The sequence below is a fragment of the Psychrobacter sp. TB67 genome, assembly GCF_000511065.1.
GTDB classification, from domain to species: Bacteria; Pseudomonadota; Gammaproteobacteria; order Pseudomonadales; family Moraxellaceae; genus Psychrobacter; species Psychrobacter okhotskensis.
Genome location: NZ_AYYA01000055.1, coordinates 248322 through 262547, shown reverse-complemented (window position 1 = coordinate 262547; position 14226 = coordinate 248322). Strand labels below are relative to the sequence as shown.

Sequence of the window (14226 nt, the reverse complement as noted above, 5' to 3'; positions counted from 1 at the left end):
ATTGAATTAACTGTAGTGCGTTGGCTCTTTATCATAGACATGCGCATGCCATTGGCTCATCTGCTTTTGCATGATAACTTGAATCGCCGCATGAATCATGTGCTGACCGATTGCTTGCGTATCACTACCAAGCAACTCTTTGAGTTTTTCAGAGAAATCAATGGTCATCAGCGGCGCTTCATCTTGTTCAGCGTCACGCAATAGCAATCGACCATCATCCGCCTCTACTAGCTCGAGTGTGGTCTCTTTGGCAAATCCTGCAAATTGATCGGTGCTTTCGTTGTCTACTTCTATTTCATTATCAATGTCGTATGGCATTCACGTTATCCTTATTAACCCGTTTATCGCTGCAAAGAAACCCTAATAATGCATTTAATAAAGCTAGCAATTTACAGTAACGCGGGTAAAACTGTCTTACTCATACAATGGACGCTTTGACCTTAGAATTCAAGGGCTGTCACGCAAGTCTTACATATAAATGCGACTTTCGTCTGCTGACACTGCAAACCAGTTAACGCCAATAGCGTAGTTTTGCAATGGTAAATAAGAAGGCCACAAACATGCCGAGGTAATACATGAGCTTTAACTCGAGCGTCGGATCTCGATATTTAAACGGCAAGGCAACGGTAGCGGTAGCCGTCGGAAATATCAACAGCATAAGCAGCCAGTTTTCGATGACATTCAGCCAGCCTTGAAAATCTGTACCATGACGCAGTGACGCCAGCCCTAACAGTAAACAGGCGATAATTAAGCTGGTAAATAAGCCATTTGGTAAGTCTTTTGGATAGATAATGTTGGCAATCTTGGTCGGTATGATTCGCATGTAAAATTCCAGTCATGCTTAAAAAGCCTGACTTAATGATGAAAAAGTGTGTAAAAACCGCTTATAAAAAATATTGCCCCATTATATTCATAAGGTTATATTTATTCAGCAACCTCATCTTGGCGACTAAAAAATTAACTATAAGTACCCATCAACCATAGTATCGATATACAAGAGGTTAAATAGCCCAAGCTAATCGCATTCCAGCCTTCTATATGTGTGCCTTTAACCTTGTTAAATATGCGTGACCCTATCCAGAACAAAAGCGGAATACCCAGCATAAATGCAGGCACGATGACCGCAGCATGACGTAATACTTCGCCAGTATCATCACCTACCATGAGACGAAAGCCATAGCCTGCCAAGCTTAAGACAAGCGCAAACATAGCCAAGCCAATGGTAATACCTTTGGGTACTAAGCTGCGTGGTTGCAAATCTTGGTTTTTATGTTCTGCATTTTGTATATTCATATGGCACCTTTAGCTGACGCGTCGCTTGATATAGTCAGTCATACAGCGGCTATCAGTAGTATGTAACTCTAATATTTAATAGTATATACCTTACTATATGGGGCGTTACTCCCCATTTGCCAAGGCAAGCTCTGCACGCATCGCATCGATAGCCGCTTTATAGTCTTCTTGGTTAAATATCGCAGAACCAGCGACGAACATATCAGCGCCCGCTTCAGCGATGGCTCGGATATTACTGGCTTTGATACCACCATCAACTTCTAGTCTAATTGGGCGACCACTAGTGATGATACGTTGACGGACTTGGCGTACCTTGTCCAGAGTACCTTCAATAAACGACTGACCACCATAACCAGGGTTGACACTCATCAGTAAGATTTGATCCACTTTATCCATGACATAGTCTAGATAATGCAGCGGTGTAGCTGGATTCAATACCAAGCCACATTCAGCGCCGCCATCTTTGATGAGCTGCAAAGAGCGATCAATGTGCGCGCTGGCTTCTGGATGAAAAGTGATAACACTCGCACCTGCCTCTAAGAATTGCTCAATCATGCTATCCACCGGCGATACCATCAGATGAACATCGATAGGTGCATCGATACCATAATCACGCAGCGCTTTACAGATCATACTGCCAAAGGTCAGATTGGGGACATAATGATTGTCCATCACATCAAAATGAATGACGTCAGCACCTGACTCCAATACTCTTTCAACTTCTTCGCCCAGTCTGGCAAAGTCGGCAGATAAAATGGAAGGAGCGATAAGATATGGCTTAGAAGGACTGATCATAATTGAGCTACCTAATTTTGTTGAAATAAAGAAATACTAGGGCGTGTCTTCAACTCACTCGATAGTCATCTAAATGAGTTAAAAATGGCTAAATCTTGCCAAACATCGTCAAATAGCTGGTTAATATCCCGATATTATCTGCGCTATTTTTCTTGTTTGACGGCAATTTATCTCATTTTTACCATCATTTTTGAAATGAAGACACGCCCTAGGAACTAACTTAAAAAACTTAAGCCTTTAAAGCAATAATCTTAAGGATTCAAACCCCTAGCGCTGTTTATATTGGGTTTTACAATAGGCGCGACCAACTGCAAACTCACGTTTCGCTTGATGCTTGGTAGCGCGATTACTCACACGCTGACGCCATAACCGAAAAGACGACGGCTTTAGCGTTTGGCGCATGAGCTTAATAACCCCCGCTTCATTAAGGCCGTAGCTGTGCTCGATCGCCCCAAATGGGGTTCTATCCTCCCACGCCATCTCTATAACTCGTGAGACTTGGGTCTCATCAAGCACTCTGTCACCAGCGTCATTGATATTTTTCGCGATGAACTCATTTAAGTTAGCTTTAGAGACTGGGTCACTGTTGCTATGCTGCTTCTTTTTTAGCGCCGCATCCATTTCGGCTTGCATAGTCGCCAGCGCTGATTCAGCTGAGGAAGAATCTAAGCTTTGTGCTGTTAAATCTTGATAACTTGCCATAATTTTACCTTTTAAACATTAGCGCGTGTTGAGCGGCTTATTGAAAAGAGTTCAATATAAACGCTTAGCTAAGTTGTGCCATGCGCCAATGATGTTCGATATGGTCGTTGATAACACTCTGAATAAAATAATAACTATGGTCATGACCTGCCTGATAACGCAATGTTAAAGGCTGCTTGGCTTTTATACAAGCGTCTTGAAGTTTGGCTGTTTGCAACTGACCTTCTGCCAAGAAATTATCCGCAGCGCCTTGGTCAACCAAGATGCTGGCATACTGCTGGCCGACCTTTTCGATCATCTGCGATGCATCTGCTTGCGACCATAGTGAGTGGTCCTCACCGAAATACTCAGTATAGGCGGCTTGCCCCCATGCTGACTCACTGGCAGCACAGACAGGCGATAAGGCGGAGACGCTGACAAACTTGCTCGGGAATTTAAAACCTAAAAGTAATGCCCCATGACCACCCATCGAGTGTCCAGTAATGCCAACGCTATGAATAGGAAATTCTGAGCGTAGCAAATCGTATAGCTCATCGACGATGTAGCTTTGCATATTAAAGTTGTCTGACCAAGGCTGCTGGGTGGCATCCACATAGTAGCTCGCGCCCTGACCAACAAAATAGCGCTCATCGTTCGGCACTTCACTGCCCTCACTAGTTCTAGGAGAGGTATCTGGCGCGATAAATATCATGCCAAGCTCGCTACATTTTTGTTGAAAATGCGCTTTATGGGTGACGTTATCGGCATTACAGGTCAAACCCGATAGATATAAAACCGCAGGACATAACCGCCCTGCCAGCGCCTCATCTGGTAGATAAATACTGAACGTCATCGGTGTCTTAGTCGCTGTCGACTCATGACTATAGTAATGTTGCTCGCCATCAAAGCAGCGGTTCACACTCTGTTGCGTGAGCTGGCTATTAGCAGACAAGCTTTTATTATAAGTATTATTCATCATTAACGTCCTTTTTATCCAAGGTAAAATAAACAATGGCTTGTGAAAAATGCTTTATAAGGCAAAAAGCGCATTGATAATCAGTCATATAACACTTAAATAGTTAATTAATATCATTGGTAGCCTCTACTCTTGTATTTGAAGCAGCAGCATCAGGTACGATATTTACGGCAGTAGAGCCAGCACTATTGGTAATGCCGGCAATTGGTAGACGGGTTTTATCAAACAATACTTGCTCAAATGCTGGCAAGGCGGTTTCCATTAAGCTACCAATCACCATCTGCGGCTCTGATGGCTCAAAACCCATTGCGCTCTCACGCTCATTGACACGTATACGAGCCTCCTTAAAAGCCGACTCAAAACTGGTGTTTCCTCTCAAGCTTTCAGCAAAAAATGCTTGACCAAAATACGTCATCTCAGCCGTATTGGTACAACCAAACGATGCCTTATCAGCGGCTGATGCCGTTATCACCACTGTGGTCGGAGACGCTAGTTCATCGATGAATGATCCCGAATAACAAGAAGATACCACAATCACACGCCAGCGAATACCTGAGGCGTCCAGTGCTTCACGAAGCCATGCAGCATCTAGATTATCCATCGCGATTGGCGGATTCGCTAACTGAACGATATCCTCGTTACCATGTGAGGATAGCGTGAGAAATAACACGTCTTCATCGGCATTCATCTGCTGACCAATTCTTTTTAAGCCGCGTAGGATACTGGTCTTGGTCGCAATCGGTTCATCGAGCCAACTATACATATTGTTAATAAGGGCAAGCGAATGACCGCTGGTACCAAAGCGCACATCGAACAGCTCACGTACTTTATTAATCTCCGAGCGAAAAACGTTCTGATCAGAAAAGCCCGCCACACCCATAAAATACCAGTCGGTTTTGCCATCGACACTTGGATCAATACCGTCCAGCGCTTGTTGTAACAGCCTTGGTTGCTCGTACAATGCGGCTTCTGCTAACACAGGCTCTACGGGAATTTGCTTAAATATGGGCTGATCAGCGACATTGCGCTGCCAAATCGTCAACAGTGCCACTGCGCCTACCAGCACAATAATACGCTCCCACCATGGTGTGCGCAGGCGACGAGAAAAAATCCACAATAAGGCAAGCGTCTGCCATAAGAACAGCACTAAAAACAGAATGGGTAAAAATGAATAACTCCAGTCCGGCAGCCAACCATAACTGCCAAAAAACTGCACCAGACTTTGTAACAATGCCGACAAGGTGTCAGCAACCAACCATAGCACCACCGGCACAAAAACCAGCGCTTGATTGCCCGCGCGCCTAGCCAAAATGATACCACTCAATAAGATAATCATCGGCCAGATTAAATAACTGACCAACCCTTGCTCATTAAAAATACTGCCACTTTCGGCAGCCAGCCACGAAAAAAGCACGTTACTACCAAGTGCCAATAGCGCGAATACCGCAAACTGAATAAAGGTGGGCTTAACCCAAGAAAACGCCCGTGTTGACCCCACCAGCATCCATAAGGTTGCAATAATATTGGCAGCGAAATTAAGTGAAAAGCGCTGAAGCGATACGGTTTTTAGCGACGCAAGTGACAAAGACTTAGACCTCTAGCCAGTCGAAAGAAATAAAGCGAGCCAATAATAAATTTTTGATGCAGCAGCCGTTTCATAGTATTCAATTGCATTTTTACGCGGCTGACACAAATCTATTTTATATTTGACTCACTATAGAATAATTATAAGAAGCGAATAGCGTAAACCAATGGTCTAGAATCAATGTTCTATACTCAATAGTCTAGCTTGCTAATCTATCGCGATTGTAACGGATTGTCGGTTAAGAGGATAAGGCTGATTTGTAAAAAATCGCTTAAATCAAGGCAGAAATAGCATAAAAAAAGGAGACCTTGAATACAAGATCTCCTTTTATATCAAAGCATTCTACCAAACCATAAACATTATCTCATCAATAGCTCATTGACGCGTTTTAGATAAGCAGCGGGGTCGTCTAATTGACCGCCATCTGCTAACAATGCTTGGTCAAAAATCACTTGCGCCAGCTTGTCAAAATCGATGTCAGACTGCTCGCTACTCTCTAACTTTTTAATCAATGGATGATCAGGGTTGACCTCGAGCGTCGGCTTACTCGCTGGGACATCTTGACCCATTTGCTGGAGCATTTGAATCATTTGCGGTGACAACTCACCTTCACCAACGACTAGGCAGGCTGGGCTATCGACCAAGCGTGTAGACACTTTCACGTCTTTAGCACGCTCGCCTAATGCTGCTTTTAGCTTATCAACCACAGGCTTCATGGTCTCTTGCGCTTTCTCAGCTTCAGCCTTTTCAGCTTCGTCCTGCAAGTCGCCCAAATCAACCGCACCTTTGGCGATGTTTTGTAGCGGGGTCTCATCAAATGAGGTCAAGAAGTTCATCGCCCATTCATCGACACGGCTGGTCATCAAGATAACTTCGATGCCTTTTTTCTTAAATAGCTCAAGTTGTGGGCTGTTCTTTGCCGCCGCCAAGTTGTCAGCCGTTATATAATAGATGGCCTTTTGCCCATCTTTCATACGCGCTTTATAGTCTTCAAAGCTGGTGGTCACACTATCTTGGGTGCTGGTCGCATAACGTAGCAATTTGGCAATGCGTTCCTGATTGCCCATATCTTCGCCCAGTCCTTCTTTGATGACATCACCAAACTCAGCGTAGAACTGCGCGAACTTCTCTTGCTTATCACTGTCTTCGCTATTAGCAAGGCTAGCTAGCAAGGTCAAAATACGGCGCGCATTACCATCACGGATAGACTTCACATCACGCGATTCTTGCAATAGCTCGCGGCTGACGTTCAATGGCAAGTCAGCTGAATCAATCACCCCTTTGACAAAGCGCAGATACATTGGTAGCAGCTGCTCTGCCTCGTCCATGATAAAGACGCGTTTGACGTACAGCTTAAGCCCATGTTGCTGCTCGCGCGTGTATAAATCTACCGGCGCTTTTTTTGGGATATATAATAGCTGCGTATACTGCACGCGGCCTTCGACACGATTATGCGTCCATGCTAGTGGCGCATCCATATCATAAGAGATGTTTTTATAAAAATCGACGTACTCATCATCTTCAATCTCAGAGCTTGAGCGTGTCCACAGCGCGCTGGCCTTATTAATGGTTTCCCATTCGTCAGTCAACACCATCTCGCCGCCAGCAGAGGCTTGTTCATCAGCGTCGCCTTCTTCTTTTACATCTTCTTGCCAAACTTCTTTACGCATTTGAATCGGCAAGCTGATGTGGTCTGAGTATTTATTCACCAAACGCTTGATTTTACCGCGATCTAGATAATTGTCTTCGCCCTCACTATATTGCTCTTTTAAATGCAAAGTAATGGCAGTGCCGCGCGTCGCTTTATTGATCGGCTCAACGGTAAAGCTGCCCGTACCATCTGATACCCAGCGTACGCCTTGATCAGTAGGCTCGCCTGCTTTACGTGATTCTACGCTAATCGTATCTGCCACGATAAAGCCTGAATAGAAACCAACGCCAAATTGACCAATCAATTGACCTTCTTGCTTTTGCGATTCAGACAGCTTGTCTAAGAATGCTTTGGTACCTGATTTGGCAATCGTTCCTAAGTTTTCGATGGCATCCGCTTCATTCATACCGATACCATTATCAGTAAAGGTAATGGTTTTGGCGTCTTCATCAACAGCAATGCGAATACGTAGCTCGCCATCGTCTTCGTACAAACTGTCATCATTGGTGGCTTCAAAGCGCAGCTTATCGCAAGCATCGGAGGCGTTTGAGACCAACTCACGGACAAAAATATCGGCATTAGAATACAGAGAATGCGTCACTAAATGTAGCAACTGCGCCACTTCTGCTTCAAAAGTATGTTTTTTTAGTTCAGGGCTGCTTTTATTAACGTTGATGTCATCAGCATTTTTATTAGCCGCTTGGGTCTGTTCACTCATAAAAAACTCCTTTAATTTATGTCAAAAACTTATTGTAAAACAGCAGCAGTCAAACCATTTTTGCTCAAATGAATATGAGAAAAGCACGATTTGGATACCGCTAAGCTGTTTATACTAATAGGGGCGCAGCGGAAAATTTCAAGCTAAAAAGTTCAATTCAACAAAAACACCGCCCTAGTTTCCTAAAGCGGTGTTTTTGTATCAGCAATCTATTGGCATAATGTTTAGGGCGTGTCCTCATTTTAAAAATGGTGATAAAAATGAGGTAAATTGCAGTCAAACAAGGAAAATAGTGCAGATAATATCGAGATATTACCTAGCTATTTGACGATGTTTGGCAAGATTTAACCATTTTTAGCCCATTTAGATTGCTATCGGTTGAATTGAGGACACGCCCTAGAATATCAAGGTTGATAACTGCCTAAATCATTAATAACCGTCTGAATAATTATAAGCAACTAGGTAAATCACGGGCAGGATCAGTCGCGCGCGCTGCCATTGCGTCCTCGACCGTTAGGCCTAATGCCTTGGCCACGCCTGCGCCATAAGCGGGGTCACACCAATTACAGTTGCGAATATGGCGATACTGAATAAAGTCAGGCACACCTGATAGGTTGCCAGCAGTATTTTCAAACAGTACTTGTTGCTGCTCAGCGCTCATCAAATTAAACAGCGCTCTAGGTTGGCTGAAATAATCGCTGTCGTCTTCGCGGAAATCATAATGCGCGGCATCGCCATCAATCTTTAATGGTGGCTCAGCATAGTCAGGCTGCTCTTGCCACTGGCTAAAGCTGTTTGGCTCATAGTGCGGACGACTGCCGTAGTTATCATCGACGCGTCCTTGACCATCACGATGATTGCTCATCACAGGGCAACGTGGCTTATTCACCGGAATCTGCTGATGATTGACCCCAACACGATAACGCTGTGCATCAGCGTAGTTAATCAAACGATTTTGTAGCATTTTATCTGGTGAGACGCTAATACCTGGTACTAGGTTACTTGGCGCAAATGCGGCTTGCTCCACATCGACAAAGTAGTTGTCAGAGTTTTTGTTTAATTCAAACTCGCCCACTTCGATCAGCGGATAGTCGCCTTTTGGCCAGACCTTGGTCAAGTCAAACGGGTGATAAGGGACAGTGTCAGCCTCAGCTTCTGGCATGATTTGCACATACATTTTCCACTTCGGGAAGTCGCCATTTTCGATGGCATCGTACAGATCTTTTTGATGACTTTCACGATCCATACCAACGACATCCGCCGCTTCTGCATCGGTCAAGTTTTTAATGCCTTGTTGCGTGCGGAAATGGAATTTTACCCAAAAACGCTCATTGGCTGTATTCCAAAAGCTGTAGGTATGCGAGCCAAAACCATGCATGTGTCGATACGATGCGGGCAGACCGCGATCACTCATCACGATAGTAACCTGATGAAATGCCTCTGGCAGTAAAGTCCAAAAATCCCAGTTATTGGTCGCCGAACGCATATTGGTACGTGGGTCGCGTTTAACGGCTTTGTTTAAATCTGGAAACTTGCGAGGATCACGTAAAAAGAACACTGGCGTATTGTTGCCGACCATGTCCCAGTTGCCCTCTTCGGTATAGAACTTCAACGCAAATCCGCGAATATCACGCTCGGCATCAGCCGCACCGCGCTCGCCTGCCACCGTACTAAAGCGCGCAAACATCTCCGTTTGCTTACCGACTTCGCTAAAAATATCAGCGCGGGTATATTTGGTAATGTCATTAGTGACGGTAAAGGTCCCAAATGCGCCGGAGCCTTTGGCATGCATACGGCGCTCTGGAATCACTTCACGGACAAAGTTACCCAATTTTTCATTTAGCCAAATATCTTGTGCCAATAGTGGTCCACGCTTGCCGGCGGTAAGACTGTTTTGGTTGTCAGCAACTGGTGCGCCATTGCCCATGGTCAATTGGGTCGGTGCGTAAGGACATTTTTTAGCGCTCATTTCATTGCTCATAGTGATACTCCTTTGAAAGTTAAATGCATTAAAGTACAAAATCTATTCTGAATAAGCCTCAAGCAACAGTTCCAGAATAGTTGTCAGCATGTTCGAAAAACGGATTGTTTTTTTCATAGGTAATGTCTAATTGGTGGTCAGATTCTGTTATTGAATGCTATTACAACCGATTACCATTTATTTGTATAATTAATTAATTACATGCTTTGGTTTTGTTTTTCAGAACAATCTGGCTTGTTTTGACCGATTTAAATTGCTTTACTTCTTTGGGTAACTTTGATTAAAAGCTAGGGCGTGTCCTCATTTTACAAATGGTCATAAAAATGAGATAAATTGCAGTCAAATGAGGAAAATAGCGCAAATAATATCGAGATATTAATCAGCTATTTGACGATGTTCGGCAAGATTTAGCCCATTTAGATACAATCGCTTGAATTGAGGACGCGCCCTAGTTATTTACATACTGCTTAGCAATTAACGAGGCATGGGACGAATTGTCAAAATCTGCTCGCTACGACCAAAAGGCCCATGTATATCGTGTAATACGGCACTGGTAAGCCCTATTCCGTCAGCGCCATACTGTTGTACAGCTTCAATGCCAAGCCAACGACCCTGCGGTGAGCGATGCATATGAATCTGCAAATCTGTATTGGGAAACATCCATTCCAACGTTGTGAGGCCAAGGCCAAGCCGTGGTACTACACCATTCGCAGTGTCGACCATACCCAATAAATGCACCAAATCATCTGTTGGCTCACCTGCTACCATTTCAACATCATTGGTGATCCAGACCATACCACGACCAGCACGGCGATCGGCATCAGTGACTAAGCGCACTGTTTCAATAAAACCACCTGGCCAACCTTTCATCCCATCCCAGTCCGCTAACTCTTCAGGTTGATACTGCGCTTTTTTGTCCTCTAGCCCTGCAATCTCGCTGGTATCTTGCGTCATTAATCGCCATGCACGTGCAATAATTGCATCACGACCGCCACTACTCATGACCGCCTCAACCAGCTCAATAGTTTTACCCGGACGAATACAACGAGTGGTAATGGTAAAGTCATCAAAGGGTATCAGTCCCAAGATGTCAAGGCTAATACGAGCAATACGCGTATTTGCTTGCGGGGCATATTTACTGAGCTCAGCGGTCAGTATTCCTGTGGCTGGTGCCATATGTTGCTCATGCTCATTCCAAGCACCTTGGACGTTCTTCGTTGGTTGGTAATAGGCGACTACCACACCATCGTCTTGCTGCTCGCGTTTAATAAAGTTGTAATAAGCTGACATGGATATCCTTGATTTTCAATCGAATCCCTCTCATTCATCCAGCGCTTTTGACTGCCGTGAGAAGTGGTGATGGTTATATAAAAAATACGCTTTACCAGAGCGTGTTAAACAGCCGCTGGTAATTTTTAGACTGCGCTTACCTTTACTGTTTATTTAGTAAGCGCTTGCTTTCTCATAGTAAGCAGCGTGCGACTCTTAGCCATTATAAAGAGGAAAAAAGCCATGATGGCAATGAGAACAGCATATAACAGACTATAATCCTTCATAAATTGCGCGGTGTTGAGAACCAACATCGATATCAGTACGACAATGACCAGCATGTTGATTTTCAATTGCTTATTAATGTCTTCAACAGAGGCTTCTGCCAGTACGAATTTATTTTTCTGTTTTTTCATGTTATTTACCCACTTGTGTGACCGGAATACGTAACGCTTTGGGCAAGCTGAAAGTAACGTTTTCTTCGATCCCTGATAGCTCACTCGGTAAATCACCACCCCAATCCTGTAGCTGCTGCAACACTTCTTGAATCAATACTTCTGGCGCTGAAGCCCCTGCGGTGACACCCACACTGTCGATACCGTCGAACCAGCTGTTATCCATTTCGCTAGCATTGTCTATCAAGTAAGCACGGCAGTTCATCCGCTCTGCCAATTCACGCAAGCGATTGGAGTTTGATGAGTTTGGCGAACCGACCACCAATACTATCTCGCAGCGACTGGCCAAGTCTTTGACCGCATCTTGGCGGTTTTGGGTGGCGTAACAGATATCGTCTTTACGCGGCCCTTCGATACTAGGGAACTTGTCACGCAAGGCATCGATGACGCGAGCTGTATCATCCATCGATAAGGTCGTTTGGGTCACGAATGCCAAACGCTCGCCATCCTGCACAGTTAGCTTTGCGACATCGGCTTCATTTTCGACCAGATGAATCTCCCCACCATGGCGACGATTAAAGCGTCCCATCGTGCCTTCTACTTCAGGATGACCTGCATGGCCGATCAATACCGCATCCATGCCATCTTGGGCAAATTTAGCGACTTCGATATGTACTTTGGTAACGAGCGGGCAAGTGGCATCAAAGACGGTCAGGTCACGACGCGTCGCCTCATCTTCGACCGCTTTTGAGACCCCATGCGCCGAGAAAATGACAATGGCTCCATCCGGCACTTCATGTAGCTCTTCGACAAATACGGCACCGCGATTGGCCAAATCCGAGACCACGAATTTATTATGGACGACTTCATGACGGACATAAATAGGGGGCTCAAAGCGTATCAACGCTTCGTTGACAATCGCAATCGCACGATCAACACCAGCACAAAATCCACGTGGATTGGCAAGATAAATTTGCATAAGATGGCCTATCATTAGATAATTTGTATTTATAGCTTAACGTCAAAAGTTTAACGTTCAAAAGTTGGGATGCATTCAATACCCTACTTTAGCATAATTTGCTTTTATTGCCTTTTAAAATACTACCGTGCAGTCGTAATAGACACAGTTAATCTTTAAAAAATAACGGTTGGTCTTTAAAAAATAAAAGTACCAAAAGCAGTTTATAATTATACAGCGGTTACGGTTTCTCTAACCTTACATGATGGCATTTTATATTTTTACCAGCCTTTGACGCTTTGGCGGTTTACTAACACACACTTTACTAAGACGTACTCCATCAGGACGCACTCCATTAGGAAACATTGTATGACAGGTTCATTATTTATTATTACCGCCGCCTCCGGCACGGGCAAAACTTCATTGGTAAAGCAGCTACTTGCCACCACCAATGACTTGACCGTCAGTGTGTCGCACACGACTCGTGCCCCGCGTCCCGGTGAAATTGATGGTCATCATTATCATTTTACTGATGTTGATACATTTGTGGCTGCTATCGGTGACAATAAATTTTTGGAACACGCCGAAGTGTTTGGTAATTATTATGGCACCTCAGAACAAAGCGTGCGTGCGCAGTTAGACGCCGGTGTCGATGTGATTTTGGAGATTGACTGGCAAGGGGCGCTACAAGTCAAAAAAATATTTACCGATGCGACGATGGTTTTTATTCTGCCGCCAAGTATTGCTACTTTACGCCAGCGCTTATCGACTCGCGCGCAAGATACCCTGGAAGTCATAGAGCAACGCCTAGCGGGCGCGGTAACAGAGATGGCGCAATACGTGAATTTTGATTTTGTCATTATTAATGACAATTTCGAAGTCGCCTTGACTGAGCTAAAGGCCATTATCGTCGCCGATAGACAGACCTTAAAACGTCAACAGCAGCGTTATCATCGCACCATTACCAACTTACTCAATCCCAAAGTAGAAGAGTAACCGGAAAAATAGGTGAAGGCTAAAATCGCACTATCTGCCCTCTTATCTGAGCATTGTGCGCGCCGCCTTCGATATAAGTAGCAGCAGACATAAAAAGCAACCACCTACCTAGGCAAAAAATGCTACAATGTCTAGCTATTCCCCTTTATATTTTTGATATTATTTTTATTGAGTGGCGGGCCATGCCCGTGACTGATAAAAACAACCGAGGTAGCTATTTATGGCACGAGTGACGATTGAAGATTGTTTGGATAATGTTGATAATCGCTTTGAGCTGGTTTTGGTCGCAAGTAAGCGCGCCCGTCAGTTGGCCAAAGGTATCGCTGAGCCGTTGGTTGAAGTCGATAACGACAAGCCTACGGTACTGGCTCTACGTGAAATTGCTGCTGGCAAAATCACCCGCGACATTCTAAATCAGCCAGAGCATAACTTTGCCACGAGCTCACTAGACTTAGCATTGTCAGGCGATCATAGCTTTTAATAAGAACGGCTCGAAACGCATCTGCATATCGATGATAAAACCACAGCTTATGCTGTGGTTTTTCGTTTATACAAGTGTTCTTTTGCCGATTACCAATGCCATTTATACCCGAAATCGTACCATTGGGTTGGAATTTATGAATTTTTTCCTAGCACCTGTGCTTAGCAGTTGACATTGAAGGCGATTTACGATTAATTAGAGGGTGGTCTAGCCTTTCTACTGCTCTCTATTATAATTATCGCGCTCTTTTACAATGATCGTTTTCTTTTATGATATGGTCGCTGCAATTTAAAAGCGTGACAGTATCAACCTTGTGAACGATACGCTAGTACAGCTTGCATGCGGTTGCATTTATATCCATATATCCATGCACCGATATTATTTTTTATAAGATAGATTAGGGCGAGTCCTCATTTTAAAAATGGTCATAAAAATGAGATAAATTGC

At 44.3% G+C, this 14226-nt stretch carries 14 protein-coding genes; 2 read left to right on the top strand and 12 right to left on the bottom strand.

Features of this window, described 5'->3' with window-relative positions:
• Positions 1–6: 6 nt before the first annotated feature.
• The 12 genes from W293_RS0110805 to ispH all read right to left on the bottom strand — a co-directional run bounded on the left by W293_RS0110805 (position 7) and on the right by ispH (position 12323).
• A complete protein-coding gene (locus tag W293_RS0110805; protein WP_010201404.1) occupies positions 7–318 on the bottom strand; it encodes a hypothetical protein in 312 nt (103 codons plus the stop codon).
• A gap of 193 nt (positions 319–511) precedes the next feature.
• The gene (locus W293_RS0110800; RefSeq protein ID WP_010201409.1) at positions 512–823 is read right to left on the bottom strand and encodes a hypothetical protein; all 312 of its coding nucleotides are present in this window, start codon (positions 821–823) and stop codon (positions 512–514) included.
• Positions 824–957: 134 nt separating this feature from the next.
• The gene (locus W293_RS0110795; protein WP_025652453.1) at positions 958–1293 is read right to left on the bottom strand and encodes a hypothetical protein; all 336 of its coding nucleotides are present in this window, start codon (positions 1291–1293) and stop codon (positions 958–960) included.
• 105 nt (positions 1294–1398) lie between these two features.
• Entirely contained in the window at positions 1399–2088 is a 690-nt protein-coding gene (rpe, locus tag W293_RS0110790) for a ribulose-phosphate 3-epimerase (protein WP_025652452.1), read from the bottom strand.
• A 267-nt stretch (positions 2089–2355) separates the two neighbouring features.
• Positions 2356–2709 (bottom strand): TIGR03643 family protein, encoded by a 354-nt coding sequence (locus W293_RS17525; RefSeq protein ID WP_198015446.1) that lies wholly within the window; start codon positions 2707–2709, stop codon positions 2356–2358.
• Positions 2710–2854: 145 nt separating this feature from the next.
• Positions 2855–3745 (bottom strand): S-formylglutathione hydrolase, encoded by an 891-nt coding sequence (gene fghA / locus W293_RS0110780; protein WP_025652450.1) that lies wholly within the window; start codon positions 3743–3745, stop codon positions 2855–2857.
• A 103-nt stretch (positions 3746–3848) separates the two neighbouring features.
• A complete protein-coding gene (locus W293_RS0110775) occupies positions 3849–5330 on the bottom strand; it encodes a C13 family peptidase (protein WP_025652449.1) in 1482 nt (493 codons plus the stop codon).
• A gap of 359 nt (positions 5331–5689) precedes the next feature.
• Positions 5690–7699 carry a molecular chaperone HtpG gene (gene htpG, locus W293_RS0110770; protein WP_025652448.1) on the bottom strand — a complete coding sequence of 670 codons (2010 nt, stop codon included), beginning with the start codon at positions 7697–7699 and terminating at the stop codon, positions 5690–5692.
• A gap of 448 nt (positions 7700–8147) precedes the next feature.
• The gene (locus tag W293_RS0110765) at positions 8148–9668 is read right to left on the bottom strand and encodes a catalase (RefSeq protein ID WP_025652446.1); all 1521 of its coding nucleotides are present in this window, start codon (positions 9666–9668) and stop codon (positions 8148–8150) included.
• A gap of 486 nt (positions 9669–10154) precedes the next feature.
• The gene (locus tag W293_RS0110760; protein WP_025652445.1) at positions 10155–10970 is read right to left on the bottom strand and encodes a thioesterase family protein; all 816 of its coding nucleotides are present in this window, start codon (positions 10968–10970) and stop codon (positions 10155–10157) included.
• 149 nt (positions 10971–11119) lie between these two features.
• Positions 11120–11365 carry a hypothetical protein gene (locus W293_RS0110755; protein ID WP_025652444.1) on the bottom strand — a complete coding sequence of 82 codons (246 nt, stop codon included), beginning with the start codon at positions 11363–11365 and terminating at the stop codon, positions 11120–11122.
• 1 nt (position 11366) lies between these two features.
• Entirely contained in the window at positions 11367–12323 is a 957-nt protein-coding gene (ispH, locus tag W293_RS0110750; RefSeq protein ID WP_025652443.1) for a 4-hydroxy-3-methylbut-2-enyl diphosphate reductase, read from the bottom strand.
• Positions 12324–12671: 348 nt separating this feature from the next.
• Between ispH and gmk the strand changes: the two genes are divergently transcribed.
• Positions 12672–13298: a guanylate kinase gene (gene gmk / locus W293_RS0110745; protein WP_025652442.1), complete on the top strand. Its 627-nt coding sequence runs from the start codon at positions 12672–12674 to the stop codon at positions 13296–13298.
• 220 nt (positions 13299–13518) lie between these two features.
• Positions 13519–13779, top strand: coding sequence for a DNA-directed RNA polymerase subunit omega (gene rpoZ / locus W293_RS0110740; RefSeq protein ID WP_025652441.1), 261 nt, complete (start codon positions 13519–13521; stop codon positions 13777–13779).
• Positions 13780–14226 lie beyond the last annotated feature (447 nt).

Coding starts and splice junctions, on each gene's coding strand:
- W293_RS0110805 (WP_010201404.1), bottom strand. CDS start 318: ATGCCATACGACATTGATAATGAAATAGAAGTAGACAACGAAAGCACC.
- W293_RS0110800 (WP_010201409.1), bottom strand. CDS start 823: ATGCGAATCATACCGACCAAGATTGCCAACATTATCTATCCAAAAGAC.
- rpe (WP_025652452.1), bottom strand. CDS start 2,088: ATGATCAGTCCTTCTAAGCCATATCTTATCGCTCCTTCCATTTTATCT.
- fghA (WP_025652450.1), bottom strand. CDS start 3,745: ATGAATAATACTTATAATAAAAGCTTGTCTGCTAATAGCCAGCTCACG.
- W293_RS0110765 (WP_025652446.1), bottom strand. CDS start 9,668: ATGAGCGCTAAAAAATGTCCTTACGCACCGACCCAATTGACCATGGGC.
- ispH (WP_025652443.1), bottom strand. CDS start 12,323: ATGCAAATTTATCTTGCCAATCCACGTGGATTTTGTGCTGGTGTTGAT.
- W293_RS0110795 (WP_025652453.1), bottom strand. CDS start 1,293: ATGAATATACAAAATGCAGAACATAAAAACCAAGATTTGCAACCACGC.
- W293_RS0110760 (WP_025652445.1), bottom strand. CDS start 10,970: ATGTCAGCTTATTACAACTTTATTAAACGCGAGCAGCAAGACGATGGT.
- gmk (WP_025652442.1), top strand. CDS start 12,672: ATGACAGGTTCATTATTTATTATTACCGCCGCCTCCGGCACGGGCAAA.
- W293_RS0110755 (WP_025652444.1), bottom strand. CDS start 11,365: ATGAAAAAACAGAAAAATAAATTCGTACTGGCAGAAGCCTCTGTTGAA.
- W293_RS17525 (WP_198015446.1), bottom strand. CDS start 2,709: ATGGATGCGGCGCTAAAAAAGAAGCAGCATAGCAACAGTGACCCAGTC.
- rpoZ (WP_025652441.1), top strand. CDS start 13,519: ATGGCACGAGTGACGATTGAAGATTGTTTGGATAATGTTGATAATCGC.
- htpG (WP_025652448.1), bottom strand. CDS start 7,699: ATGAGTGAACAGACCCAAGCGGCTAATAAAAATGCTGATGACATCAAC.